Origin of the sequence: Plantactinospora sp. B5E13 (assembly GCF_039871775.1) — a bacterium.
Taxonomy (GTDB): domain Bacteria; phylum Actinomycetota; class Actinomycetes; order Mycobacteriales; family Micromonosporaceae; genus Plantactinospora.
The window spans coordinates 181,995-208,057 of sequence record NZ_JBDPLT010000002.1 but is presented as its reverse complement, the minus strand read 5'-3'; the positions used below and the strand labels follow the sequence as shown (position 1 = coordinate 208,057).

The following is a 26,063-nucleotide window of genomic DNA, read 5'->3' as shown; positions in this document are numbered from 1 at the left end:
GTTGGCGGCGTGGGCATGCGGAGGGGCCCGTGTGGCGTCGCCACCCGGGCCCCTCCGCGTGGTGCTGCTGTTACTCGTCCGCTCCGGCGGCGGCGGTGTCGCCGAGGCTGGCCGGCACCGCGTCCGGCACCGCGACCGGCTTGTCCGCACCGCGGAACACCAGCTTCGACTTGTCGATGTCCTCCGGGTCGCCCTCGCAGTCCACGACCACGATCTGGCCCGGGGTCAACTCGTTGAACAGGATCCGCTCCGACAGGTTGTCCTCGATGTCGCGCTGGATGGTCCGGCGCAGCGGCCGGGCGCCCAGCACGGGGTCGAAGCCCTTCTTCGCCAGGTACTTCTTGGCGTTGTCGGTCAGCTCGAGGCCCATGTCCTTGTTCCGGAGCTGGGTCTCGATCCGCTGGATCATGATGTCCACGATCGACAGGATCTCGGTCTGGTTGAGCTGGTGGAACACGATCGTGTCGTCGATCCGGTTGAGGAACTCCGGCCGGAAGTGCTGCTTCAGCTCGTCGTTGACCTTCTGCTTCATCCGCTCGTAGTTGGACTCGTTGTCCTCCGAGGCCTGGAAGCCCATGGACACCGCCTTGGCCACGTCCCTGGTGCCCAGGTTGGTGGTCAGGATGATGACCGTGTTCTTGAAGTCGACGATCCGGCCCTGGCCGTCCGTGAGCCGCCCGTCCTCCAGGATCTGGAGCAGGGTGTTGAAGACGTCCGGGTGGGCCTTCTCGATCTCGTCGAACAGGACCACGGAGAACGGCCGACGCCGCACCTTCTCGGTCAGCTGCCCGCCCTCGTCGTAGCCGACGTAGCCGGGAGGCGCACCGACGAGCCGGGACACCGTGTACCGGTCGTGGAACTCCGACATGTCGAGCTGGATGAGTGCGTCCTCGCTGCCGAACAGGAACTCCGCCAGCGCCTTGGAGAGCTCGGTCTTACCGACGCCGGACGGGCCGGCGAAGATGAACGAGCCGGACGGCCGCTTCGGGTCCTTCAGGCCGGCCCGGGTACGCCGGATCGCCTTCGACACCGCCTTGACCGCGTCCTCCTGGCCGACGACCCGCTTGTGCAGCTCGTCTTCCATCCGCAGCAACCGGGAGGTCTCCTCCTCGGTCAGCTTGTAGACCGGGATGCCGGTCCAGTTGGCGAGGACCTCGGCGATCTGCTCGTCGTCAACCTCGCTGACGACGTCCAGGTCACCGGCCTTCCACTCCTTCTCCCGCTGCGCCTTCTGGCCCAGCAGCTGCTTCTCCTTGTCGCGCAGCTGCGCGGCCCGCTCGAAGTCCTGCGCGTCGATCGCGGACTCCTTGTCGCGGCGGACCTGGGCGATCCGCTCGTCGAAGTCACGCAGGTCCGGCGGCGCGGTCATCCGGCGGATCCGCATCCGGGCACCGGCCTCGTCGATCAGGTCGATCGCCTTGTCCGGCAGGAAGCGGTCCGAGATGTACCGGTCGGCCAGCGTCGCCGCCGCCACCAGCGCGGCGTCGGTGATGCTCACCCGGTGGTGCGCCTCGTACCGGTCGCGCAGGCCCTTGAGGATCTCGATGGTGTGGGCCAGCGACGGCTCACCCACCTGGATCGGCTGGAACCGGCGCTCGAGCGCGGCGTCCTTCTCCAGGTGCTTGCGGTACTCGTCGAGGGTGGTCGCGCCGATGGTCTGCAGCTCGCCACGGGCCAGCATCGGCTTGAGGATGCTCGCCGCGTCGATCGCGCCCTCGGCGGCACCCGCGCCGACCAGGGTGTGGATCTCGTCGATGAACAGGATGATGTCGCCCCGGGTACGGATCTCCTTGAGCACCTTCTTCAGGCGCTCCTCGAAGTCACCGCGGTAACGCGAGCCGGCCACCAGAGCACCGAGGTCAAGCGTGTAGAGCTGCTTGTCCTTGAGCGTCTCCGGCACCTCGCCCTTGATGATCTTCTGGGAGAGGCCCTCGACGACGGCGGTCTTGCCGACGCCGGGCTCGCCGATCAGGACCGGGTTGTTCTTGGTCCGGCGGGAGAGCACCTGCATCACCCGCTCGATCTCCTTCTCGCGCCCGATGACCGGGTCGAGCTTGCCCTCGCGGGCGGCCTGGGTCAGGTTACGACCGAACTGGTCGAGCACCAGGCTGGTCGACGGAGCGGCCTCGCCCGGCGCGGTGCCGGCGGCCGCCGGCTCCTTGCCCTGGTAGCCGGAGAGCAGCTGGATGACCTGCTGGCGGACCCGGTTGAGGTCGGCGCCGAGCTTCACCAGCACCTGGGCGGCGACGCCCTCACCCTCGCGGATCAGGCCGAGCAGGATGTGCTCCGTCCCGATGTAGTTGTGGCCGAGCTGGAGTGCCTCCCGCAGGGAGAGCTCCAGCACCTTCTTGGCCCGCGGGGTGAACGGGATGTGCCCGCTCGGCGCCTGCTGGCCCTGGCCGATGATCTCCTCGACCTGCTGGCGGACGCCCTCCAGGGAGATGCCCAGGCTCTCCAGGGCCTTGGCGGCGACGCCTTCGCCCTCGTGGATGAGACCCAGCAGGATGTGTTCCGTACCGATGTAGTTGTGGTTGAGCATCCGGGCTTCTTCTTGAGCCAGGACGACAACCCGCCGCGCTCGGTCGGTGAACCGCTCGAACATGCCCTCGTGCTCCTCACGTGCCGTGCGCACTCGATCTTGATGGTCAAGCATCGTGGCGGGGCCACCACCCGGACGTCCGGGGCGGACATCCGTGCTCCCTTACTCTATCGCCGCGAGCCGACTCTCCTGAGGTCGTGTGTTGCTGGAATGAGCCACATACGCGACGTTTTTCCCAACCGCCCGCGCTCAGCGATGCTTCCCAGACCATCCGCTGTACGCGCAGAGCGAAATTCAAGCCCTCTGACGGGACGTCGCGACCCCGCGTCGTCCACAGGCTGTGGACAACTTCGTCCACTGGATGTGGACAACGCCTGGCGGGTCAGGATGTTCCCGGCCGGCCGACGGAATCTCGGCAGCGGGCTCCGGCCGGCGCACCCCGGCCCGACAGCCCGGCGCGGCGGCGGCATCCCGTCGGCGAACCGGACCGACCGGGAGTCGGAGGCCGGCAAGTGCAGAACACGCAAAAACGACAATGCGGGGCAGATGGACAGATGTCCACCCACCCCGCACCGGGGGGACGACAGGGCCTAGCGGCCCGCCTTCGCGTGGTACTCGTCGACGATCTCCTGAGGGATACGCCCCCGGTCGGAGATCTCCTTGCCTTCCTTCTTCGCCCAGGCCCGGATCGCCTTGTTCTGCTCGCGATCGGCGGTGGCCCCACCGCGCCCACGGGCAGCCCGGCCACCGACGACCACACCGCCACGGCCGACCTTGGTCCCGTTGGCGACGTACGGGGCGAATAGCTCCCGCAATTTGCCGGCGTTCTTGTCCGACAGGTCGATCTCGTACTGCACGCCGTCGAGCGAGAACTTGACGGTCTCGTCCGCGTCTCCGCCGTCCAGGTCATCGACCAGCTTGTGAATGATCTGCTTGGCCACGTGTCGCTATCCTTTCGAGCAGGTTCCCCGCAAACAAGAGCACAATAGCTCCCGAGATGCTTGCTCCGTCAATAGGACGGCGAAACTACGCGACAAGCCGTGACCTAACTGGGCGACAAGACGCGACCGATCTCGGCGCCCAGCCTCGGACGACGACTACTACTCCGGCCGGACCATCGGGAAGAGGATGGTTTCCCGAATTCCCAGGCCGGTGAGGGCCATCAGCAGCCGATCGATTCCCATTCCCATGCCCCCGGTCGGCGGCATTCCGTACTCCAGGGCCCGCAGGAAGTCCTCGTCGAGCCGCATCGCCTCGTCGTCGCCCTTCGCCCCCTGCTGCGCCTGGGCCACCAGTCGTTGCCGCTGCACGACCGGATCGACCAGCTCCGAGTAACCGGTGGCCAGCTCGAATCCCAGCACGTAGAGGTCCCATTTCTCGGTGAGCCCCGGCTCGGACCGGTGCGCCCGCACCAGCGGACTCGTCTCCTCCGGGTAGTCCCGTACGAAGGTGGGGCGGCGCAGTCCCGGCACCACCAGTTCCTCGAAAAGCTCCTCGGCGAGCTTGCCCGGACCCCACTTGGGATCGACCGCCAGCCCCACCTTTTCCGCGTAGCGCAACAGGTCCGCCATCGGCGTACGGACGGTCACCTCCTCGCCCAGCGCCTCGGAGAGCGACCCGAAGAGGGTCACCGACCGCCACTGCCCACCCAGATCGAACTCGGTGCCGTCGGCATGCGTCACCAGATGCGATCCGGCGACCGCCAGCGCGGCACGTTGTACCAGGTCACGGGTCAGTTCGGCGACGGTGTCGTAGGTGCCGTACGCCTCGTACGCCTCGAGCATGGCGAACTCGGGAGAGTGCGAGGAGTCGACGCCCTCATTCCGGAAGTTACGGTTGATCTCGAAGACCCGGTCGATGCCACCGACCACGGCCCGCTTCAGATAAAGCTCCGGGGCGATTCGCAGATACAGATCAGTGTCCAATGCATTGCTGTGTGTCACGAATGGCCGGGCGGTGGCCCCACCGGGCAGCGTCTGCAGCATCGGGGTTTCGACTTCCACGAAACTCCGGCCATGCAGCGAATCACGCAGGCTACGCAGCGTCGTGGCCCGGGTCCGTACCATCTGGCGGGCCTGCGGACGGACGATCAGATCAACGTAACGCTGGCGGACCCGGGCCTCCTCGCTCAACGGCTTGTGCGCCACCGGGAGTGGCCGCAGTGCCTTCGCGGTCAGCGTCCAGGAATCGGCCAGCACGGAAAGCTCACCACGCCGGCTGGTAATCACCTCGCCGGTCACCCCGACATGGTCGCCGAGGTCGACCAGCCGCTTCCACTCTTCGAGCCGTTCCGGGCCGACGCGGTCCAGCGAGAGCATCGCCTGCAATTCGGTCCCGTCGCCGTCCCGCAGGGTGGCGAAGCAGAGCTTTCCGGTATTCCGTACGAAGATCACCCGGCCGGCGACCGCGGCCGCGTCACCGGTGGCGGTGTCGGTCGGCAGATCGGCGTAGCGGGCCCGGATCTCGGCCAGCGTGGCGGTACGCGGATATCCCAGTGGATACGGTTCGATGCCGTCGGCGAGCAGGCGCTCCCGCTTCTCCCGGCGGACCCGCATCTGCTCGGGAAGGTCGTCGACGGCGTCGGCCGGGTTCGGAATCTGCTCGCTCACGGATGCTTCCTCGGGAATTGTCGGCGGAGTTCGGCCCCGAGCGTACTCAAGGGCCGACCCGGCGGGCAGCGGGATAACCTCGCCACCATGGTTGATCACACCCGCGCCCGCTCCTTCGGGCAGGCCGCCGAGGCCTACGACCGGTACCGGCCGACGTACCCCGCACCGGCGGTGACCTGGGCGGTCGGCCACCCCGCCCCGGCCCGGGTGGTCGACCTGGGCGCCGGCACCGGCAAACTGACCCGGGTGCTGTGCGAACTCGGATACGACGTGGTTCCGGTCGAACCCGACGCGCAGATGCGGGCCCGGCTCGCCGCCGCCACCCCGGGCCTGACCCCGCTGGCCGGCTCCGCCGAGCAGGTGCCACTGCCGGACGGCTCGGTCGACGCCGTGGTCGCCGGACAGGCGTACCACTGGTTCGACCCACCGCGGGCGCACGCGGAGGGAGCGCGGCTGCTCCGCCCCGAGGGCTGGTACGCGGCGATCTCCAACGAACGGGACGAGTCGGTGCCGTGGGTGGCCGCGCTGACCGCGATCACCATCGAACTGCTCGGCGGCCGGGGCGCCCGGGACGACGGGCCCGGCATGACCGACGGCCACCATCCGGACCTCGGCCCGGTGGAGAGGACCGAGTTCCGGCACTCAATAACCCTCACCCCGGAGACCCTGATCGGGATGATCAGCACCCGCTCGCACTACATCACCGCCTCGGAGGAGCGGAAACGGGAGGTCGACGCGGCGATCCGGGACCTCACCACGACCCACCCGGACCTGGCCGGCCGGGAGAGCTTCCCGCTGACGTACCGGACGGTGGTGCACCGCTGCCGGCGGCGCTGAGCGCCGGCCGGGACGGTGGCCGCGCAGCGACGCGGAGTGTGGGCCGCACGGTGACCGCCAACGGCCCGGAGAGCCGGCAGCGCGGAGAGCCGCCGGCTCCGGCGGTCAGCGGTTGCGGTCGTAGACCATCCGGAGCCCGATCAGGGTGATCATCGGCTCGTGGTGGGTGATCGTCCGGCACTCGCCGATCACCAGCGGCGCCAGCCCGCCGGTGGCGATCACCGCCCGGGCGCCGCCCAGCTCCTCGGCCATCCGTTCGACGATCCGGTCCACCTGGCCGGCGAAGCCGAAGTACATCCCGGCCTGCAGACACTCGACGGTGTTCTTGCCGATCACCGAACGGGGCACCGCCGGCTCGACCTTGCGCAGCTGCGCGGCCCGGGCGGCGAGCGCGTCGAACGAGATCTCGATCCCCGGTGCGAACGCCCCGCCGAGGAACTCACCCCGCCCACTGATCACGTCGAAGTTCGTCGTGGTACCGAAGTCGACCACGATCGAGGGCCCACCGTAGAGGGTGAACGCGGCCAGGGTGTTCACCACCCGGTCCGCGCCCACCTCCTTCGGGTTGTCGATCGCCAACTGCACGCCGGTCTTCACGCCCGGCTCGACGATCACGTTCGGCAGGTCGGCGTAGTACCGGGCCAGCATCGTCCGCAGCGAGCGCAGCGCCGCCGGTACGGTCGAGCAGGCCGCCACCCCGGTGATCTCGACCGCGTCCCCGGCGAGCAGGCCGCGGAACTTCAGCCCCAGCTCGTCGGCGGTGGACCGGGCGTCGGTCTTGATCCGCCAGGAGTGGACCAGCTTCTCGCCCTCGAAGGTCGCCAGCACCGTGTTGGTGTTACCGATGTCGATACACAGCAGCATGTGTCAGTCCCGAAACCCCGAGGTCGTGCCGGCGGCGATTGCCGTCCGGCCGGAAGGTCCGGCCCTACCGACCGGCGCCGTCGCGCGGCCGGAGGTCCATCGCGATGTCCAAGATAGGTGAGGAGTGGGTCAACGCCCCAACCGACAGGTAGTCGACGCCGGTGGCGGCGTACTCGGCAAGGTTGTCCAGGGTCAGCCGGCCGGTCGCCTCCAGTTCGGCCCGGTCCCCCACCGCCCCGACGACCTCGGCGAGCAGCGCCGGGGACATGTTGTCGCAGAGCAGGAAGTCCGCACCCGCGTCCACCGCCTCCACCGCCTCGGCCACCGTGGTCACCTCGACCTGGATCGGCACCTCGGGAAAGGTCGCCCGCACCCGCCGGTACGCCGGGGCGATGCCGCCGGCCGCCAGCTTGTGGTTGTCCTTGATCATGGCGACGTCGTACAGGCCCATCCGCTTGTTCGCGCCGCCGCCGGCCCGGACCGCGTACTTCTCCAGAGCGCGCAGGCCGGGGGTGGTCTTCCGGGTGTCCAGTACGGTCGCCTTCGCCCCGCCCAGCGCGTCCACACAGGTCCGGGTGTGGGTGGCCACCCCGGACATCCGGCACAGCAGGTTCAACGCGGTCCGCTCGGCGGTCAGCAGCGACCGGGTCGGCCCGGTCACCGTCGCCAGTACGTCACCCCGGCGGACCGGGTCACCGTCCGAGGCGACCGGCAGCGTCCGGACCGTACCGGCACCGGCGAGGTCGAAGACCGCCGCCGCGACGGCCAGCCCGGCCACCACCCCGTCCGCCCGGGCCACCAGATCCGCCGTGTCGACCTGCTCCTCGGGGATGGTGGCCACACTGGTCACGTCCCGGTGCTGCGGCCCGAGGTCCTCGTCCAGCGCGCCCCGGACGATCCGTTCCACCTCCGCCGAGTCCAGTCCGGCTGCCCGCAACGCCTGCACCGTCGAGAGTTCCAGCACCACGCCTCCCTGCTCGCTGTCGCCACACCACGGCCGGCACCGCCGCCGCCCGTCCCGCTGTCGCTTGCCCGGCGCCGGTCAGCCCGTCGCCGCCCACCGCTGCTCGAGCCCGCCCGAGGCGCCGATCGCCCCGACCAGGTGCCCGAGCCACTCGTGCCGGGTCCCCGGGTGGTCCTCCCGCCAGTGGCAGCCCCGGGTCTCTTCCCGGGCGTACGCCGCACCCACCAGCGCCGCCGCGACGGTGACCAGGTTCGTCGTCTCCCAGCTCGCGGTTTGGGGTGCCGCCCGGGTAGCACCGAACCCGACCAGTTCGGCGGCGGTCGCCCGCAGCGAGTCGGCGGAACGCAGCACTCCGGCGCCCCGGGTCATCGCCCGGGCCAGGCCGGACCGGACCGTCGGGTCGACGGTCCAGCCGTCGCCGCCCCGCCACGCGCCGGTGGGCGCCGGTTCCGCCTGCTCCGGCAGGTCCCGGGTGATGTCCTCGGCGATCCGCCGGGCGAAGACCAGCCCCTCCAGCAGCGAGTTGCTGGCCAGCCGGTTCGCGCCGTGCACACCGGTGCAGGCCACCTCGCCGCAGGCGTACAGGCCGGGGATGCTGGTCCGGCCGTGCAGGTCGGTACGGACGCCGCCGGAGGCGTAGTGCGCGGCCGGCGCGACCGGGATCGGCTCGACCGCCGGGTCGATCCCGGCGGCCAGGCAGGACGCGACGATGGTCGGAAACCGCCGGTTGAGGAACTCCCCGCCGAGATGCCGGGCGTCGAGGAAGACGTGGTCGTCACCGGTGGCGAGCAGTACCCGGATGATGCCCTTCGCCACCACGTCCCGGGGTGCCAGCTCGGCCAGTTCGTGCTGACCGACCATGAACCGCTTGCCGTCGGCGTCGACCAGGTGGGCGCCCTCGCCGCGCAGCGCCTCGGAGACCAGCGGCTGTTGGGCGGCGACCCCGGGGGCGTCCGGCCCGGCCGGGCGGACCAGCGCGGTCGGGTGGAACTGCACGAACTCCAGGTCGGTCACGGCCGCGCCGGCCCGCAGCGCGAGCGCGACCCCGTCCCCGGTGGAGACCACCGGGTTGGTGGTGGTGGCGAAGACCTGGCCCATGCCACCGGTGGCCAGCACCACCGCCCGGGCCAGGATCGCGCCGACCCCGTCCTCGCTGCCCTCGCCGAGCACGTGCAGGGTGACGCCGCAGGCCCGGCCCAGCCCGTCCGGCCCGGAACCGGGTGCGCGGAGCAGGTCGAGGACAAGCGCGTGTTCGACCAGCCGGATCCACGGGTCGCGGCCGACCGCCGCGTGCAGGGCCCGCTGTACCTCGGCGCCGGTGGCGTCGCCGCCGGCGTGCACGATCCGGTTGGCGTGGTGCCCGCCCTCCCGGGTCAGCATCAGCGAGCCGTCCGGGTTGCGGTCGAACTCGGCCCCCACCCGGATCAGTTCCCGTAGCCGGGTCGGTCCCTCCTCGACCAGGACCCGGACCGCGGCCGGATCGCAGAGTCCGACGCCGGCGACCTCGGTGTCGGCGGCGTGCGCCGCCGGGGTGTCCAGCGGATCGAGTACGGCCGCGATGCCGCCCTGGGCCCACCGGGTCGACCCGTCGTCGATGTTGACCTTGGTAACCACGGTGACGTGCAGTCCCGCCGCACGCAGGTGCAGCGCGGCGGTGAGCCCGGCCATGCCCGACCCGATCACCACCACGTCCGTGGTCTCCACCCAGCCGGGCGCCGGCGCGGTCAGCAGCCGGGGCAACTCCGGTAGATCGACGGTCGGCAGGCGCATCCCCCCAGTCAACCCGAAAAGTATTCGTCGGGCGGGCCGGGGGGCGGAGAAAGTGGCCTGCGACGCTATCCGGTCTGAACCGGCAGCCCGCGGGGTCCGGCGTCCTTCATCGACCGGGTGAACCGGGCGTCCGACTTCCACAGGTAGCAGCGCACGCCCCGGTCCCCGGCCGCCCAGTCGTCCTCCCCGCTGGGCAGCGCGATGACTCCGGTACGAAACTCCACGCTGCTCCGGGTCACCCCGGCGAAGCGGGCGATGACCCCGTAGCAGCCGCCGTAGAAGGCTCCCCAGTCTCGTTCCGCCTGCGGATAGCGCTGCCGGCTCGGCGCCCGCCACACCCCGGCGAACTCGGTGTTGTGCCGGGCGTCGCAGGCGGTCGGGTTCATCCGGTCGATCGCGTCGTTGCGGTCGAGGGTGGTCGCGTAGCAGCCGAGGTGCAGCTTGCCCGGGGTTTTCAGGGCATCCTTCAGACTGCCGGTCCGGGAGGTGGTCAGCCCCTCCTCCTCGACCTCGATCACCTCGACCACGTCGCAACGGAACCACCGGGCGCCGCCGTTCCAGGCCCGTTCCGAGGGGATCGAGACGCCGAGCCAGAGCCGGGCGACCCGCCAGTCCGCGCCGAGGTAGCCGCGTGCCCGGGTGTCGCACTCGGCGTACGCCGCGCGGCGCTCGGCGGACTCCCGGGCCGGCGGCGCCTGGCCCGTCGCCGCCGCGCCGGTGAAGGTGCCGACGTGCACGGTCTCCACCTGGTGGCTGCTGGCACAGTCGATGGGAAGGTACGACGACAGGTAACTGACCTCGGAGAAGTCCGCCCCGTGGCAGGTACCGGCCGCCGGGGTGAACACCTTCGGTTCACCGAGTGCCGCCCAGTCGTTGGTGAGATCGCCGTCCGCACCACCCGGTGCGGCGCAGCCGCCGAGAGCGAGCGCGACGGCCCCGGTCAACGCCAGGGTGGTCATCCAACGCCGCATGCGTCCCTCCCCAAGGGCGACTCTCCGTCTGCACCATACGGTAAACAGACGTGTCACCCGTTCGGGGAAATCACCGTGTCGCGAGCAGGTCCCCCCGAACCGGATCGCCGACCATGCCCGGGACCGCTTCGGCCGGGTCGGCACCCAACTCGATGATCCGGTTCGCCGCGTCCACGTGCACGATCCGGGGCTGGTACGTCCGCGCCGTGGCGTCGTCCAGCTGCGCGTACGAGATGAGGATGACCAGGTCACCGGGGTGCACCAGGTGCGCGGCGGCCCCGTTGATGCCGATCACCCCGCTGCCCCGCTCGCCCGGGATCACGTACGTCTCCAGCCGTGCCCCGTTGGTGATGTCCACGATCGCCACCTGCTCACCGGGGAGCAGGTCGGCGGCGTCGAGCAGATCCTGGTCGATGGTGACCGAGCCGACGTAGTGCAGGTCGGCCTGGGTCACGGTGGCCCGGTGGATCTTCGACTTGAGCATGGTGCGGAACATCGGGTTATCCCTCCGGGGTGACCGGTGCCAACTCCACCGGCATGTTGTCGATCAGTCGGGTGCCGCCGACCCAGGCGGCGACCAGCATCCGGGCCGGCCCGGAGGCTGGGGCCGGACCCAGGTCCGGGTCGGTCAGCACCAGGTAGTCCAGCTTGGCGACGGGTGCCCCGGGGCCGGTCGCGCCGCCCGGAGTGTCCGCGCCGAAGGCCCGGAAGGCGGCGGCGAGCGTGCCGGCGGCGCCCCGCCCGGCCGCGGCGCCGTCCGCGCCGGCCCGCAGCGCGGCCGACAGGCTCAGCGCGGCGGCCCGCTCCTCGGCGGACAGGTACCGGTTCCGGCTGGACAAGGCCAGCCCGTCCGGCTCGCGTACGGTCGGCACGCCGACGATCTCCACGTCCAGCTCCAGGTCGCGGACCATCCGCCGGATCATGGTGAGCTGCTGGTAGTCCTTCTCGCCGAAGAGCGCGACGTCCGGCCGCAGCAGGTTGAGCAGCTTGAGCACCACGGTCAGTACGCCGTTGAAGAAGCCGGGGCGGCTGGCTCCCTCCAACTCCGCACCGAGGCCGCCGGAGTCGACCCGGACCGTCGGCTCGCCGCCGGGGTACATCTCCTCCCGGGTCGGGGCGAAGACGTAGTCCACCCCGGCCGCCTCGCAGATCGCCAGGTCCGCCTCGAAGGTGCGGGGGTACCGGTCGAAGTCCTCGTTCGGCCCGAACTGGAGTGGGTTGACGAAGATCGTCGCGAGCACGAACCGGGCCCGGTCCCGGGCGGCGCGAAGCAGCGCCTCGTGCCCGGGGTGCAGGGCGCCCATGGTCATCACCACGGCCAGCGAACCCGGCAGCGGGCCCAGCGTCGCGGCGAGTTCCGCCCTGGTCCGCAACACCTTGGTCATCCGGTCCTCCCCTCCATCGCGGCCCGCCGGCCCCCGGCCGACAGCGTCCCGCCCCGGGTCGGCGCCGCCACGCCCCGGTCCCGGGTCGACGGTCCCGCCTCCCGGGTCGCCGGCGTCCCGTCCCGGTCGGCCAGCACACCGAGCAGTGACTCGGCGTCGACCGGCCGGAGCCGGCCGGCGGCGATCGCCCGGTCGGCGGTGCGCCGGGCCAGGGCAAGATAGCTGGGCACCGAGTCCGGTGCGGTGCCGGCCAGCCGGTCCAGGTGCCGGGCGACGGTTCCGGCGTCACCTCGGGACACCGGCCCGGTCAGCGCCGCGTCGCCGTACCGCAGGGCGTTGTCGAGCGCGGCCCGGAGCAGCGGCCCGAGCACCCGCGCCGGATCCGTGACCCCGGCGTCCCGCAGCCGGTCGGCCGCCTCGTTGACCAGGGTGACCAGGTGGTTGGCCCCGTGCGCGAGCGCCGCGTGGTAGAGCGGCCGGTCCGATTCGGCGATCCACTCCGGTACGCCACCCAGGTCGGCGACGAGCCGGACGGCGTACCGGCGCAGCGGCGTCGGCGCGGTCACCCCGTACGAGATGCCGGGGAGTCGGGCCAGGTCGTCGGCGGTGCCGGTGAAGGTCATCGCCGGGTGCAGGCCCAGCGGCAGGGCACCGACGGCGAGGACCGGATCGAGTACGGCGAGCCCGTGCGCGCCGGAGGTGTGCGCGACCACCTGTCCGGGCCGCAGGGCGCCGCTGTCGGCCAGCCCGGCCGCGACGGCGCCGAGCGAGTCGTCCGGTACGGCGACCAGCAGCAGGTCGGTGGCGGCCCGGGCCACCTCGTCGGCGGAGCGGACGTCGGTGCCCGGAAGCAGCCGGCTGATCCGTTCCCGGGTGGCGGCCGAGGCGCCGGTGACAGCGACCACCCGGTGGCCGGCCCGGGCCAACGCGGCGCCGAGCACCGCACCGACGCGGCCGGCGCCGACTATCCCCACGGTGAGCGGGTCCGAAACGATCCCCTGGCACGGCCGGTCCTCGACGGCCGGCGGGACGACGTCCCGGGCAGCCGGAGCGGCGACTTCGGTGGCCGGCGGCGGAGGCGTCCCACGGGACGCGGCCGGGCGCGGGCGCGGCGATGCGCTCATGGCAATGATCCAGTCCTCGATGCGTGGTACCGGTCGATGGCAAGTATGCGCCGTCCCGCCCGAGCCCGACCAAGGGGTTGTGAAAACCTTCACCGCCGCCGATCCGGGATGAACCGCCCGTTTAGCCTGTCCCGGTGGCCATCGGATGGGCAGCGGCGATGTCGACCGCGCTGTACGGCGATGACGGCTTTTTTGTCACCGGGGCCGGGCCGGCCGCGCACTTCCGGACCAGCGCGCACGTCGTACCGGTGCTCGGCACCGCCGTGGTCCGGCTGCTGGAGCACCTCGACCGGGCCCTCGGTCGCCCCGACCCGCTGGACGTGGTCGACGTCGGTGCCGGACGCGGCGAGTTGCTGACCAGCCTGATCCGGCTCGTCCCGCCCGGGCTCGCCGCGCGGCTACGCCTGACCGCGGTCGAACTCGCGCCGCGGCCCGGGGAGCTACCCGAAACGATCGGCTGGCGCGCCGACCTGCCGACCGGGGTGGTCGGACTGCTGCTCGGCACCGAGTGGCTCGACAACGTACCGCTGGAGGTCGCGCAGGCCGGGCCGGCCGGCTGGCGCCGGGTGCTGGTCGATCCCGCCACCGGCGCCGAGTCGGTTGGCGACGCGGTCGACGCCGCCGAACGGGAGTGGCTCGACCGCTGGTGGCCGACGCCCGTCGGCGTCGACGGGCCGGGCGTCCGGGCCGAGATCGGGCTGCCTCGGGACGCCGCCTGGGCGACCGCCGTCGCCGTGGTGGACCGGGGACTGGCCCTGGCCGTCGACTACGGCCACCTCCGGCAGACCCGTCCGGTGGACGGCACGCTCACCGGATTCCGGGCCGGACGGCAGGTGCCGCCGGTGCCGGACGGCAGTTGTGACCTGACCGCCCACGTCTCGATCGACTCGGTGGCGGCCGCCGGGTCGACTGCGGCCGGATCGCCGTACACCCTGGTCAGCCAGCGTGACGCGGTGCGCGCGCTCGGTGTCGACGGCCGACGGCCGCCGTTGGCTCTGGCCTCGACCGACCCCGCCGGGTACGTCCACGCGCTCGCCCGGGCCTCCGCCGCGGCCGAACTCGGCGACCCGGCCGGACTCGGCGGCCACTGGTGGCTGCTCCAGCCGGTCGGCCTCGATCCGTCCACCCCACTGCTGCCGCCCGGACGGTAGGCCGCCCGCTGTCTGCCGGGTCACGGTCCCGGCCGATCCGGGCACAACCGGGCGGCCGGCCGGGTTGGACAAGCCGGGACCGGCAATGGAGGCAGGCGTACGGAGCGGAGGTCGATCATGGGTTTCGAGTTCGGTACCGACGGACCCACCGCGATCCTGGTCGGCGTGGACGGTTCGGAGACGTCCCTGCGGGCGGCCGCGTACGCCGCCGGGCTGGCCCGACGGCAACAGACCAGACTGGTGGCGGTGTACGTCCGCAGCCAACCGAGCGCGCTCGTCGCCATCGCCGACCGGGCCGGTACGGCAAGCCTGGAGGTGGCCGGCGCCCAGGACGAGGTCGAGGCGGAACTGCGCGAGACGGTGCGGACGCAGACCCGACGCTGGGGTGTCGACGCCGACCTGGTGGTCCGGGCCGGTGACCCGCTGAGCGTCCTCTCCGAGGTGGCCGAGGAGGTTCGGGCCGACGCGGTGATCGTGGGCTCGTCCGCCGGCATCGGTCACCGGATCGCCGGGTCCCTCGCGGTGCGGCTGGTCCGCGCCCGCCGCTGGCCGGTGACCGTGGTGCCGTGACCACCCCGTGGCCGACCGGCCGTGGCCGTGGTGACCTGACGTCGCGGGGCGGACCGGCGGACCGGCGGTCATGGCACGATGGCGGGCATGACAGCCGACACCGGGGCGCTGCGGGAGCTGACCGTCGGCACCGGCACCGGGCTCGACACCGCCGACATGGTGCTGAACATCGGGCCGCAGCATCCGTCGACGCACGGCGTACTCCGACTCAAGCTGGTCCTCGACGGCGAGCGGGTGGTCTCCTGCGAGCCGATCGTCGGCTACATGCACCGGGGCGCCGAGAAGCTCTTCGAGGTACGCGACTACCGGCAGATCATCGTGCTGGCCAACCGGCACGACTGGCTGTCGGCGTTCTCCAACGAACTCGGGGTGGTCCTCGCCGTCGAACGGATGATGGGGATCGAGGTCCCCGAGCGGGCGGTCTGGCTGCGTACCGCCCTCGCCGAACTCAACCGGGTACTCAACCACCTGATGTTCCTCGGCTCCTACCCGCTGGAGATCGGCGCCATCACGCCGATGTTCTACGCGTTCCGCGAGCGCGAGACGCTGCAGGCGGTCATGGAGGAGGTCTCGGGCGGCCGGATCCACTACATGTTCAATCGGGTCGGCGGGCTCAAGGAGGAGGTACCGGCCGGCTGGACCCGCCGGGCCCGCGAGGCGATCGGCGAGGTCCGACGTCGGCTGCCCGACCTGGACAACCTGATCCGCCGCAACGAGATCTTCCTGGCCCGTACGGTCGGCGTCGGGGTGCTCTCCGCCGCCGACGCCGCCGCCTTCGGGGCCTCCGGGCCGGTCGCCCGCGCCTCCGGCCTCGACCTCGACCTGCGCCGCGACGAGCCGTACCTGGCGTACGGGTCGCTGGACGTGCCGGTGGTCACCAAGAGCACGGGAGACTGTCACGCCCGGTTCGAGGTCCTGCTCGACCAGGTGTACGTCTCCCTCGACCTCGCCGAACGCTGCCTGGACCAGGTCGACCGGATCAGCGGCCCGGTGAACGTACGGCTGCCGAAGGTGGTCAAGGCACCGGAGGGACACACGTACGCCTGGACCGAGAATCCGCTCGGCATCAACGGCTACTACCTGGTGTCCCGGGGTGAGAAGACGCCCTGGCGGTTGAAGCTGCGCACCGCCTCGTACGCCAACGTGCAGGCGCTCGCCACGCTGTTGCCCGGCTGTCTGGTGCCGGACCTGATCGCGATCCTCGGTTCGATGTTCTTCGTGGTCGGCGACATCGACAAGTAGGTCACGCCGAGGTCCGGCCGGTCAGCGGGTGGGTCGGGAACGTCAGCGGTAGCCGTAGTCGGCGCCGTAGCCCTGGTCCGCGCCGTGGCGGGTGCCACCGGCCCGGGGTGCCTCGTCCGCCGGCGGGTAGCCGTACTCCTCGTCGTCGCGGTGTCGACGCCCCCGCTGGGCCGGCTCGGGCTCCGGGGAGCGCCGGGACGCCGGACCCCACTGGGCGCCGGCCGGCGCCCAGGCGTCGGCCTGGTCGATGCCGCCGGCCGGCAAGGCGGCAGCCCGGCCACCCCGTCGGTCGGCGCCGGCCGCCCGGTCCGACAGCTCTGGTTCGTCCCACGAGTCCCGGGCCCGGCCGCCGCGTCGCCGGTCGTCCTCGTCGTCCCGGTAGCCGGGGTCACCCCGGTAGCCCGCCCCGGCCGACCGACCGCCGTCGGCGTCGGGCCAGCGGCGGCCCCGATCGTCGGCCTCGGCGTCGGGCCGGCGGCGGCCCGAGCCGCGTTCGTCGTCGTAGCGCGGATCCGACCGGCGTACCTCGGCCCACCGGTCCTCGACCCGCATCTCCATGCCGGAGTCGTCGCTGCGCACCGAGGCCCGCCGCTCGCCCATCCGGAGTTCCTGGCCGTGCTCGTCCTCACGGACCGAGGACCACTGGTCGCCCGCCCGCAGTTCCGACCAGTACGAGTCGTCGGCGGGATCGCCGGTCTCCAGATCCGGATCGGGTTCCGCCGACCGGCCCCGCCAGGGCATCTCGCCGAACCGGATGTCGCCGAGCCGCACCCCGGCGAAGCGTCGACCACCCGGCTCGCCGTCGTCCGGCTCGCCGCCCCGGCGTCCGCGCGCCCGTCCGGAGGTCTCCTCCTCGTCGTCGGACCAGTCGTCGGGCCGCCCGTGGCCCCGCTCGTCTGCCCGCCCGTGACCTCTCGGGTCGTCCCGGCCGTCCCGACCCCCGTAGGTGTTGCCACCGCCCTGATAGGAACCGCCCTGGTAGGCACCGCCCTGGTAGCCGCCGCCCTGATAGCTGCCGTAACCGCTGTCGCCCTGCGGGCCGCCGTAACCGCCACCGCCGCCCTGCGGGCCGCCGCCGTACGCGTTACCGCCGTGTGGGGTGCCGTAGCTGCCGCCCGACGCGCTGCCGTACGTGCCACCGCCCCGGGGAGCGCCGTAGGTACTGCCGCCCTGCGGAGCGCCGTACGTGTTGCCGCCCTGCGGAGCGCCGTACGTGCTGCCGGCCTGCGGAGCGCCGTACGTGCTGCCGGCCTGCGGGGCGCCGTACGTGTTGCCGTAGACGTTGCCGCCCCGGACGTCGTCCTCGGCGGCACCGACGATGGTGTGCCGGGTGGTGACCTGGACGGTCTCGGTGTGTTGCACCACGCCCGGACCGAGCAGCGGGAAACTTCCGGTCGCCGCGCTGTGCTGCGGGCCGCCGCCCGGCGCCCGATGCCCGCCGGACGGGACGGACGAGGCGTACGGGGCCGATGGGGCACCGTACTGTCCCGGTGGCATCCCGGGTCCCTCGTCGGCCCGGTCGTACCGGCCCCGGCCCGGTCCGGCCCGTCGCTCGTCGGAGTAGCCGTCGTCGTCGTAGCCGGTGTGCCGGTCACCCGGGTACCGGCCGGACCGCTCCGACCGGCGACGTTCCGGGCCCGCCTCACCGTGCCCCGGCCCGGCCGGGGTCCAGTCCTCCGCACCGCGTGACACGGCGGGACCCTCCGGCCCCTGACCCACCGGCGCCCAGTCCTCCGCGCCGCGCGACGCCGCGTGGACGTCCGGCCCCCGACCCGCCGGCGCCCAGTCGTCCGCACCCCGTGATCCGGCCGGGACCTCCGGCCCCTGACCCAGCGGCGCGGCCTCGCCGGTGCCGCGCGCCCTCGGCGCGCCGTCCCGCGCCGTCCGAGCCGGGGCGCCGCCGACCGACGCGGCCCCGACCGACCCGGCGGCCGGCGCGGTGGCCGCACCAACGGTCGGTGCCGGTACGGCGGCTGCGGCCGCGACCCCGGACCGGCCGGACTCCTGCCCGGCCCGGACCGAGTCGAGTTGGCCACGTAGCGCCTCGACGTCGCCCTGTACCGCGTCCAGCCGCTCGCCGAGCGTCTTGTGGGTGGTCCGGGCGGCGGTCGCGATCTCGGTGCGCAGCTCGCCCCGGAGGTCGTCGATCTCCTCCAGGAGACTCTCCTCCAGGTCCAGCCGGACGCCCTCGGCGTCGCGGCGCAGCGTGATGGAGAGTCCGATCAGGACAACCGCGAGGACGGCGAGCACGGCCGCGATCCGTAGCGGGCCGCTGCTCTGTCCGACCAGGAGTAACAGGGCCGCCAACGGGGCCAGTCCGACCCCTGCCCAGAAGAGCATGGTCAGCAGCGGTCTACGGCGGGACTCCTCAGCGGCCTCGCGGGCTGGCATGGCAGTGAAGCCTACCGACAGTTGCCGACGAGTGGGAGGGCGGTGCGCCCGCCCGAACATGGCCCGGCACCGGCCCGACGCCACCCTGGGTGACGTCCGACCGGTGCCGGTAGAGGGTTTCCGCCCGGATCGGCGGAGGACCAGCCAGGTCAGCCAGCGGCGAGTTCACCGTCCGAGGAGAGGACCAGGCCGACACTCGCCTCGCCGCGCTTCACCGCGGACTTGGTCTGCGGACCACCGGCGTCGAACGAGCTGAACCTGCCGGCCTGGAAGTTGTAGACCCGGACCAGCCCGGCCTGGCAGGTCTGCCGCTGCGGGCACTCCGGCGGGCCGGCGAGCACGGTCGCCGTACCGGAGCACTTGGCGGCCAGTTCGCTGAGGGTCCGTACGCCGTACTTGTCGGCGAACTCCTTGGTGACCGCGAAGGCGTTCTGGTCCTGCGCGGCGGACGGCTTGCCGAACGTGATGCCCGCCTTGTCGCCGAGGGTCTTCAGGCCGCTCACCGTCTGGTTGAGGTCGGGCGAGGCGACCGGCGGCGGGGTGGCCCCACCGGGCTGCTGGTTCAGCTTGTTGTTCAGGAACTCGGCCATGCTGGCGGCGTACTCCGGAACCACCTGGATCTGGCCCTTCTCCAGCGCGGGTTCGTAGAGTTCGCGGTTGCCGATCTGCTGGACCCGGGGCTGGTAGCCGGCGGCGGTGAGCGCGATCCGGTACAGCTCGGCCAGGGTGGCGTTCTCGCTGAAGTTGGCCGCGCCGATGACGATCTCGCCGCTGCCGCCACCGGTGATCCCGGCGGTCAGGTTGTTGGCGGCGGCGAACTCCTCGGCGGCCACCTTCGAGGTCTTCCGGTCCGCGTCGACGGCCTTGTTCAGGCCGATGAGCTTGGGGGTGTCGAGGCTGTCCGAGACCTTGTCCAGAGCCGCGACCAGCGGCGGCTGGGCGACCTTGCTGTTGATCGCCGGAATGACGTTGTCGGTGTTCTGGAGCTTCTTGTCGTCGTCGAGGACCACCAGCTGGTTGCCGGTCACCGGCGCGCAGCCGGCGCCCTCGGCACCGGCCGGCGGGGCCTGGGTGCCGGAGGAACCAGCGCCGCCGCAGCCCGCCAGCACCCCGGCCGCGGCGACCACGCCGACGGCACCGATGAGCAAACGTGTAGGTACGCGCATGAAACGCCCGCCTCCTGTGTCCCGGCGCGGCCCGGGTCGGGCCGGCCGCGTGTCCGACGGGCGAGGCACGTTGCCGGCCGCCCGCGTCCTCCACGAAACATCTTCCCGTTCGGGGCGACAATCCGTCGGGATCTTTGTCACTGGATCGTCACGGAAAGTTCGACAACCCGCGCAGAGGTGCACACAAGGCGTGACGGAACCCCGCCCAGAGGTCAGGAGCCGGTGATCGCCGCGGCGGCCCGCCGGTCCGCCCGCCGGGACATCCCGCGCCCCGCCCGGCGCAGCGGCCGAGGGGTCACCAGCCGCTCCAGCCCGGCGAGCAGCAGCTCGACCAGCAGGGCGAGCAGGGCCACCAGCAACCCGCCGGCCAGGATCTGGCCACCGCCGACCGAGATGTCGAGCCCGAACCCGGCACTGATGATCTGGCCCAGTCCGCCGCCGTTCACGAAGGAGGCGAGCGCGGCGGTGGCCACCACCTGCACGGCGGCGGTCCGGAAGCCGGCGGCGAGGTACGGCACCGCCAGCGGCAGCTCCACCCGGCGCAGCAGCTGCCCGCCGGAGAGGCCCATCCCGCGGGCCGCGTCGCGTACCTCGGGGTCGATCCCCCGGACCCCGGTGTACGCGGTGGCCAGCAGCGGCGGCACCGCGAAGACCGCCAACGCGAGGATCACCGGCGGCTTGCCGAAGCCGATCACGGTCAGCGGCAGGATGGTGAGCAGGGCGATGGTCGGGATGGCCAGCGTGATGTTGGAGGTCAGCACCACCAGCCCGCCGCCCCGCCGGGTGTGCCCGAGCCAGAGCCCGACCGGCCAGGCGACCAGGCATCCGATCGCGACGGCCGCCGCCGAGATACCGAGGTGCTCGACCAGCCGGTCCAGGATGCCGCCCGGGTTGGTCCAGTTCAGCGGGTCGTTGAGCCAGACCACCGCCTGCTCGATCGGGTTCATCCGAGTGCCCTCCGACGTCGGGCCCACGGGGTGAGCAGTCGACCCAGCCCGGCCAGGAGCAGGTCCAGGACCAGCGCCAGCGCCACGCAGAGCAGGGTGCCGGTCATGATCTGCGCCTTGAAGAAGTTGTTCCGGAAACCACCGAGGATCAGCTGACCGAGGCCGCCGTGCCCGACCAGTACGCCGACGGTCACCAGCGCGACCGTGGAGACGGTGGCCAGGCGTACCCCGGTGATGATGCCGGGCAGCGCCAGCGGCAGGTCGATCCGGGTGAGCTGGGCGAACCGCCCGTACCCCATGCCCCGGGCGGCGTCGCGTACCTCCGCCGGCACCTGGTTGAGCCCGGCGAGGGTGTTCCGGATGATCAGCAACAGCGCGTAGACGACCAGCCCGACCAGCACCGTCGCGGTGCCGATCCCCAGGTACGGCGCGACGAAGGAGAACAGCGCCAGCGACGGCACGGTGTAGAGCACTCCGGAGAGTGCGAGAATCGGCCCGGTGAGACGCCGGTACCAGTACGCCAGCACGGCGAGCGGGATCGCCACCACGGCGGCGATCAGCACCGCCTGGGCGGTGAGCGCCGCGTGCTCGCGCAGGGCGGCGAGGATCGTCTCGGTGTTGCCCTGCACATAATCCCAGGAGAACCAGGGGTTGCCCGGGTCGTCCTGGGCGATCATGCGGAAGGACATACGTGGACGTTACCCCGGAGACCCGGACCGCCGGTTCCCCCGGCGCTGCCGGCGCCGCCGCGATCACCCTCGACCGGGTACGCAAGCAGTACCCGGACGGCACCGTCGCGGTCGGGGAGCTGAGTCTGGAGATCGCCGCCGGCGAACTCGTCGTGCTGATCGGCCCGTCGGGCTGCGGCAAGTCCACGGTGCTGCGCATGGTCAACCGGCTGATCGAGCCGACCGGCGGGCGGATCCTGCTCGGCGACGAGGACATCACCCGCGCCGACCCGGTGCGGTTGCGCCGTCGGATCGGGTACGTGATCCAGAACGTCGGGCTCTTCCCGCACCAGACGATCCTGACCAACGTCGGCACCGTACCCCGGTTGCTCGGCTGGTCCAGGTCCCGGATCCGGGACCGGGCCGCCGAACTGCTCGACCTGGTCGGCCTCGACCCGGCCACCTTCGGCGGGCGTTACCCGCACGAACTCTCCGGCGGGCAGCGGCAGCGGGTCGGGGTGGCCCGGGCGTTGGCCGCCGACCCGGTGGTGCTGCTGATGGACGAGCCGTTCTCCGCCGTCGACCCGATCGCCCGGGGCCGGCTGCAGGAGGAGTTCCTGCGACTGCAGGCCGAGGTACGCAAGACGATCGTGCTGGTCACCCACGACCTGGACGAGGCGGTCCGGCTCGGTGACCGGATCGTGGTGCTCTCCCAGGGGGGCCGGCTCGAACAGTACGCCGCCCCGGCGACCCTGCTCGGCGAGCCGGCCTCCCCGTTCGTCCGGGAGTTCGTCGGCGCCGACCGGGCCATCCGGCGGCTCGCGGTCACCCCGGTCACCGCCGACCTGCTGGATCCGCCGCCCCCGGAGGGCGCCGGGACCGGGCTGCCGACCGTGGCCCTCGGCTCGTCGCTCTACGACGCGCTCGCCGTACTGCTCACCACGAACTCGGACGACGCGCGGGTGACGGACGGGGACGGGCGGCCGGTGGGGCTGCTGACCCGGCACCGGATCCTCAGCATCGACTACCCGGCCGACCCGGTCGCCGGCTGACCGGCCGGCGCCCTGTCCACCGCGGCGGCGGTCCGGTGGCCGGCCGTTCGCCGGATCAGGCGCGGCCGCGCCAGCCGCCGAGGGTGGCCAGGCCGATGACCCAGCCGACGAAGAAGCCGTACGCGGCACCGTTGCCGGCCGCCTGGAAGGCGCCGAGCAGCGAGGGGTTGCTGCCGATCAGGGTGGCCAGCAACGCGGCGGTCGCCCCGGCGAAGACGTACGACGACCAGCCGGCGAAGAGTTGGCTGAGGGTGCCGCGTGCCCGGGCCAGTTGGGAGCCGGGGATCAGGTAGAGGAAAACGGCGGTGAAGACCACCAGCAGGATCGCCTTCAGGTCGGCGGCGATGATGTTCTGCAGGGTGTCGTCGGAGTCGAACCGCCAGGCCGGCCAGGCGAGCAGTCGGAGGAACCAGCCACCGGCCGTCTCCGGGTCGGTGTGGTCCCGGGCCCAGTCGGCGTACCAGGGGCTGCCGAAGGCCAGGACCAGGATGAGTGCGGCCAGTGTGCCGGCACCCGTGGTCGTCTTGTATCTGTTGGTGAGCGCCATGGATGCGTTATTGCCCAACGGATTCCGGCGCCGAAACGCGGTGCCCCATTGGTGCCTTCGGCACCTCGGCGAAGGTCCCGACACCTCGGGCGAAATCCGACCCGCACATAATTGACATTAATGGCGCAACTTGGTGTTGTTTGTCTCGTTCGCCGTCATGGACGCGGCTCACCTCTCTCCGTCCGATCCGGACCCGGCGAGGTGGGGAGTGACGGGTGGAGCCCGTACGACGGAGGATGGCCCGAGCAGCGGCCGCGACCCTGGCCGCCATGTCGGCCGTACTCTGGCCCGCGTCACCGGCGACGGCGGGGCCGGGCGACGCCGAGGTCCGGGGCGTGTCGTTCGCCTTCTGGTCCCGGTACGGCCCCCCGGTCCTCGAGACGTCCGCCAGGGTCAGCTGGGTACGCCTGTCGATGTTCGGGGTCGAGGTGGTGAGCGTCGCCGAGGCGACCGGCACGACGCGGCGTGGCCGGGACGAGCCGCCACGCGCCACGGCCACCAGTAGTGGTGCCGAGTTGTTCGGCGAGCCCGTGGACCTCGACGACGACCGCCCGAGGGGAGGACCGGTCACGGTACCCGGGTGTGGACCGGCCGGCACCGGTACGACTCAGTGTTTCTGCAGGTAGTCGATGAAGGCGGCGCGGAGCAGCGGAGCGGTCTCCTCGTACCCGTGTCCGGTGAACTCCCGCCAGAGCGCGACCGCCTCGTCCACCGTCGGTCCGGCGGCGTTCGGCGAACCGTCCAGGATCGTCGCCTCGTCCGCGTTCGGCAGGTGCCGGATCACCGACCAGAAGAAGCCGAGGTCACGCCGTTCCCGGGCCAGCGCGAAGGCCCGCTCCCGCAACTCCTCCGTGGAGAGCGCGTCCAGCTCGGCGAAGCTCGGCGGGGTACGTCCGGAACCTGATTCGCTCATGACACCGAGCCTAATCGCCGTACGGGCCGGTCGTGGCTGTCGACCGCACCCGGAAGGGTGGGGCCGGGTGACCCACGACGGGATCAAGCCTGACCGCCCAGAGCGGGGCACCCGGCCCCACCCCCGAACCGGACCGCCCACCCGGAGCCCGGACGGAGCCCGGACGGAGCCCGGACGGAGCCCGGACGGAGCCCGGACGGAGCCCGGACGGACGAGGCTCAGCGGTCCGGGACACCCCAGCGGTTGCCGCCCCACCGGTCCTCGCCACCGTCGACCGGCTGGCGTGGCAGGGGCGAGGTCCACGGCTCGGGCGGCGGTGCGCTCCGCGAGCCGCCCCAGTCCGCGACAGCCGTGGCGTCCGGCTCCGGCTCCCACTCCTGCCGGGCCTCGACCACGCCCCGGGGGCGCCCGTACGCCTCGACGAGCCGGGTCACCACCAGCCCGACGGCCACCAGTACGGCGGCCAGCGCGGCCGGGGCGATGTCCAGGTTCCGCTCGTCGGCGTACGTGACGAACAGGGTGAGCGCGACGGAGGCGAGCAGCGCCCCGGCGATCCCGCCCCGGCGACCGAAGGCGCTGGTGCCGCCGAGCAGCGCGGCGCCGAAGGCCAGCCCGGTCCACTCGATGCCGGTGGTCGGCGCGACCGGCCCGGTGCCGACCGCGGCGAGCAGCACTCCGGCCAGCACCGCGAGGATCATCGACACGACGGTGCCGAGGGTGACGATGACTCCGGCGGTGCCGCCGCGACGCAGCGCCGGGTCGGCCACCGGACGGAACCGGCCGACGAGTCGACGGACCGCCGTGACGCTGCCGACCGATCCGGCGATCACGGCGACCGCGGCGAAGCCGCCGAACAGGTAGACCGCGTGCCGCGTCGGATCGTAGTCACCCTGCACGTCCACCGGGGCGGTCCGCTGCTGGATGTAGACGACAACCGCCAGGGCGGCGCCGAGGCTCGCCGCCCAGCCGGGGACGTGGAATCCCGCCACCAGCAGGGCGACCACCAGACCGCCGACCAGCGCGATCAGCACCGCCGGGATCAGCACCGTGGTCACCCCACGGTCGGAGTTCTCCGCGAAGTGCAGGGCGGCGGCGACCGCGACCGGGCCGAGCGCCAGGTTGGGGGCGCCGATCCGCAGCGTCAGCCCGGCGGCGAGGGTGATCAGGCCGATCGCCGTACCGAGGACCAGCAGGCTCTCCAGCCCGGCACCGCGCAGCAGCTCCGGGAAGTCCCGGTAACACAGGAATCCGAGCACGCCGGCCGCCGCCAGCAGGACCACTTCCCAGAGCAGGTGCACGGCCAGCCGGTCCCGGCCGGGTTCGCCGTGTTCCGGGTCGTCGAAGACGTTCTCCAGACCGGCCGACGGCCCACCCCGCCGCCGGGGTGGTTCGGCCGGCTCCGGGTCGACCGGACCGGACGGGCCGGACGGGCCGGACGGGCCGGACGGGACCACCGGCTCGGCTCCGCCCATGAAACGGCCGTGCACCGCCCCCGAGCCGGACCGGGGGGACGGGTCGTCGCGGTATCCGGGGTCGGCACCGCCGTACCGGGGGTCGTCCCAGGTCCCGGCCGGATCCACGGCACCGCTGTCGCGTCGCCGATAGCTCGAATCGTCGTACGCCATGTCGCGCGCGCCTCCTGGTCTCGTCCGCCCCGGGCAGGCCCGGACCCCGGGCGGCCTCCGGGACCGGAGCGGTCGAACGGCGGGCCCGGTCCGGCGACGGACGGCCCGGTCGGCACCGTACCCGCGTCCGGCCTCACGCGTAACCCCTGAGCTGCCGACGTCCGAGCCGGAGGGCGCACCGGCGACGTCGACGCGTGTGTTCGAGGAATCGGCGGTGCGGCGGCTCAGCGCCGGTCGTACCGCTCCCGGTCGCTCTGCTCCTCCTCGGCGTCCCGGTCGTCGGGGCGGTCCGGGACCCGGCAGGCCCGTTCCAGCCAGAGCGCCGCGCCGACCAGGGCGAGCGACGCGGCGAGGCCGGCGCTGGCCGCCGGTACGTCGTTCGTCGCGGCCCGGGTCCCCTCGATCAGCAGCCAGACGTCCAGACCGGCGTAGAAGCCGGCGAAGATCGACCCGGCCAGTGCCGACGCCTTCGCCAGTACGACGAACCGGGCCACCGCGAGCGGGTCGACCGGATCCCGGCCGGGCTTGCGCTCGATCCGGGCCCGGGTGTTGACCGCGGCGTACGCCTCCAGCACGGCGAGACCGAGCAGGGTGGCGATCGGCAGCCAGGGCAACGGCGGCAGTTGCCCGTAGAGGAAGCTGACCAGCAGCCAGGCCAGGGCTGCCGAGGCCAGGCCGGCCACCACGAGGCTGGCCGGCCGGGTCGGGCCCATCCGGCCCCGGTCAGG

24 protein-coding genes are annotated in these 26,063 nt (G+C 72.5%); 6 read left to right on the top strand and 18 right to left on the bottom strand.

Going from position 1 to position 26,063, the window contains the following annotated elements; genetic code table 11:
• Nucleotides 1–70 precede the first annotated feature (70 nt).
• The 3 genes from ABGB05_RS02855 to lysS all read right to left on the bottom strand — a co-directional run bounded on the left by ABGB05_RS02855 (nt 71) and on the right by lysS (nt 5,148).
• Nucleotides 71–2,602 (bottom strand): ATP-dependent Clp protease ATP-binding subunit, encoded by a 2,532-nt coding sequence (locus ABGB05_RS02855; protein WP_347651687.1) that lies wholly within the window; start codon nt 2,600–2,602, stop codon nt 71–73.
• Nucleotides 2,603–3,129: 527 nt separating this feature from the next.
• Entirely contained in the window at nt 3,130–3,480 is a 351-nt protein-coding gene (locus ABGB05_RS02850) for an Lsr2 family protein (protein WP_347651525.1), read from the bottom strand.
• A gap of 159 nt (nt 3,481–3,639) precedes the next feature.
• Nucleotides 3,640–5,148, bottom strand: coding sequence for a lysine--tRNA ligase (gene lysS / locus ABGB05_RS02845; protein ID WP_347651524.1), 1,509 nt, complete (start codon nt 5,146–5,148; stop codon nt 3,640–3,642).
• Nucleotides 5,149–5,235: 87 nt separating this feature from the next.
• On the opposite strand from lysS, the gene ABGB05_RS02840 reads away from it, so the two are divergent.
• A complete protein-coding gene (locus tag ABGB05_RS02840; RefSeq protein ID WP_347651523.1) occupies nt 5,236–5,985 on the top strand; it encodes a class I SAM-dependent methyltransferase in 750 nt (249 codons plus the stop codon).
• Nucleotides 5,986–6,090: 105 nt separating this feature from the next.
• On the opposite strand, the gene ABGB05_RS02835 is transcribed toward ABGB05_RS02840, so the two are convergent.
• The 7 genes from ABGB05_RS02835 to ABGB05_RS02805 all read right to left on the bottom strand — a co-directional run bounded on the left by ABGB05_RS02835 (nt 6,091) and on the right by ABGB05_RS02805 (nt 13,063).
• Entirely contained in the window at nt 6,091–6,849 is a 759-nt protein-coding gene (locus ABGB05_RS02835; RefSeq protein ID WP_347651522.1) for a type III pantothenate kinase, read from the bottom strand.
• A 64-nt stretch (nt 6,850–6,913) separates the two neighbouring features.
• Nucleotides 6,914–7,810 (bottom strand): carboxylating nicotinate-nucleotide diphosphorylase, encoded by an 897-nt coding sequence (nadC, locus tag ABGB05_RS02830; RefSeq protein WP_347651686.1) that lies wholly within the window; start codon nt 7,808–7,810, stop codon nt 6,914–6,916.
• An 81-nt stretch (nt 7,811–7,891) separates the two neighbouring features.
• Nucleotides 7,892–9,583, bottom strand: a complete 1,692-nt coding sequence (locus ABGB05_RS02825) for an L-aspartate oxidase (protein WP_347651521.1) — start codon at nt 9,581–9,583, stop codon at nt 7,892–7,894.
• 65 nt (nt 9,584–9,648) lie between these two features.
• The gene (locus ABGB05_RS02820) at nt 9,649–10,554 is read right to left on the bottom strand and encodes a septum formation family protein (protein ID WP_347651520.1); all 906 of its coding nucleotides are present in this window, start codon (nt 10,552–10,554) and stop codon (nt 9,649–9,651) included.
• A 70-nt stretch (nt 10,555–10,624) separates the two neighbouring features.
• Nucleotides 10,625–11,050: an aspartate 1-decarboxylase gene (panD, locus tag ABGB05_RS02815; protein WP_347651519.1), complete on the bottom strand. Its 426-nt coding sequence runs from the start codon at nt 11,048–11,050 to the stop codon at nt 10,625–10,627.
• 4 nt (nt 11,051–11,054) lie between these two features.
• Nucleotides 11,055–11,939 (bottom strand): pantoate--beta-alanine ligase, encoded by an 885-nt coding sequence (gene panC / locus ABGB05_RS02810; protein ID WP_347651518.1) that lies wholly within the window; start codon nt 11,937–11,939, stop codon nt 11,055–11,057.
• On the bottom strand, nt 11,936–13,063 hold the full coding sequence (locus tag ABGB05_RS02805; RefSeq protein WP_347651517.1) for a DUF2520 domain-containing protein: 1,128 nt from the start codon (nt 13,061–13,063) through the stop codon (nt 11,936–11,938). The genes panC and ABGB05_RS02805 overlap by 4 nt, the downstream gene beginning before the upstream one ends.
• A 134-nt stretch (nt 13,064–13,197) precedes the next feature.
• Here ABGB05_RS02805 and ABGB05_RS02800 point away from each other — a divergent pair, with 134 nt between their 5' ends.
• The 3 genes from ABGB05_RS02800 (at nt 13,198) to ABGB05_RS02790 (ending at nt 16,026) form a co-directional block, all read left to right on the top strand.
• Entirely contained in the window at nt 13,198–14,214 is a 1,017-nt protein-coding gene (locus tag ABGB05_RS02800; protein WP_347651516.1) for an SAM-dependent methyltransferase, read from the top strand.
• Nucleotides 14,215–14,331: 117 nt separating this feature from the next.
• A complete protein-coding gene (locus ABGB05_RS02795) occupies nt 14,332–14,784 on the top strand; it encodes a universal stress protein (RefSeq protein ID WP_347651515.1) in 453 nt (150 codons plus the stop codon).
• A 78-nt stretch (nt 14,785–14,862) separates the two neighbouring features.
• Complete coding sequence (locus ABGB05_RS02790; protein WP_347651514.1) at nt 14,863–16,026, top strand: NADH-quinone oxidoreductase subunit D; 1,164 nt, start codon at nt 14,863–14,865, stop codon at nt 16,024–16,026.
• A 42-nt stretch (nt 16,027–16,068) separates the two neighbouring features.
• Here ABGB05_RS02790 and ABGB05_RS02785 read toward each other — a convergent pair whose 3' ends face one another.
• The 4 genes from ABGB05_RS02785 to ABGB05_RS02770 all read right to left on the bottom strand — a co-directional run bounded on the left by ABGB05_RS02785 (nt 16,069) and on the right by ABGB05_RS02770 (nt 21,219).
• Nucleotides 16,069–18,417 carry a hypothetical protein gene (locus ABGB05_RS02785; protein WP_347651513.1) on the bottom strand — a complete coding sequence of 783 codons (2,349 nt, stop codon included), beginning with the start codon at nt 18,415–18,417 and terminating at the stop codon, nt 16,069–16,071.
• Between the two features lie 149 nt (nt 18,418–18,566).
• Nucleotides 18,567–19,583 (bottom strand): glycine betaine ABC transporter substrate-binding protein, encoded by a 1,017-nt coding sequence (locus ABGB05_RS02780; protein ID WP_347651512.1) that lies wholly within the window; start codon nt 19,581–19,583, stop codon nt 18,567–18,569.
• A gap of 212 nt (nt 19,584–19,795) precedes the next feature.
• Nucleotides 19,796–20,530 (bottom strand): ABC transporter permease, encoded by a 735-nt coding sequence (locus ABGB05_RS02775; RefSeq protein WP_347651511.1) that lies wholly within the window; start codon nt 20,528–20,530, stop codon nt 19,796–19,798.
• Nucleotides 20,527–21,219, bottom strand: coding sequence for an ABC transporter permease (locus ABGB05_RS02770; RefSeq protein WP_347651510.1), 693 nt, complete (start codon nt 21,217–21,219; stop codon nt 20,527–20,529). Before ABGB05_RS02770 ends, ABGB05_RS02775 begins: the two co-directional genes overlap by 4 nt.
• A 2-nt stretch (nt 21,220–21,221) precedes the next feature.
• Here ABGB05_RS02770 and ABGB05_RS02765 point away from each other — a divergent pair, with 2 nt between their 5' ends.
• Complete coding sequence (locus tag ABGB05_RS02765) at nt 21,222–22,250, top strand: ATP-binding cassette domain-containing protein (protein ID WP_347651509.1); 1,029 nt, start codon at nt 21,222–21,224, stop codon at nt 22,248–22,250.
• 55 nt (nt 22,251–22,305) lie between these two features.
• On the opposite strand, the gene ABGB05_RS02760 is transcribed toward ABGB05_RS02765, so the two are convergent.
• Nucleotides 22,306–22,797, bottom strand: a complete 492-nt coding sequence (locus ABGB05_RS02760) for a hypothetical protein (RefSeq protein ID WP_347651508.1) — start codon at nt 22,795–22,797, stop codon at nt 22,306–22,308.
• 269 nt (nt 22,798–23,066) lie between these two features.
• Between ABGB05_RS02760 and ABGB05_RS02755 the strand changes: the two genes are divergently transcribed.
• The gene (locus tag ABGB05_RS02755) at nt 23,067–23,423 is read left to right on the top strand and encodes a hypothetical protein (RefSeq protein ID WP_347651507.1); all 357 of its coding nucleotides are present in this window, start codon (nt 23,067–23,069) and stop codon (nt 23,421–23,423) included.
• On the opposite strand, the gene ABGB05_RS02750 is transcribed toward ABGB05_RS02755, so the two are convergent.
• The 3 genes from ABGB05_RS02750 to ABGB05_RS02740 form a co-directional block, all read right to left on the bottom strand.
• Complete coding sequence (locus ABGB05_RS02750; RefSeq protein ID WP_347651506.1) at nt 23,405–23,710, bottom strand: hypothetical protein; 306 nt, start codon at nt 23,708–23,710, stop codon at nt 23,405–23,407. The two genes, ABGB05_RS02755 and ABGB05_RS02750, sit on opposite strands and share 19 nt — an antisense overlap.
• 218 nt (nt 23,711–23,928) lie before the next feature.
• Nucleotides 23,929–25,335: an ABC transporter permease gene (locus ABGB05_RS02745; RefSeq protein WP_347651505.1), complete on the bottom strand. Its 1,407-nt coding sequence runs from the start codon at nt 25,333–25,335 to the stop codon at nt 23,929–23,931.
• Between the two features lie 224 nt (nt 25,336–25,559).
• On the bottom strand, nt 25,560–26,048 hold the full coding sequence (locus ABGB05_RS02740) for a DUF3180 domain-containing protein (RefSeq protein ID WP_347651685.1): 489 nt from the start codon (nt 26,046–26,048) through the stop codon (nt 25,560–25,562).
• Nucleotides 26,049–26,063: the final 15 nt, after the last annotated feature.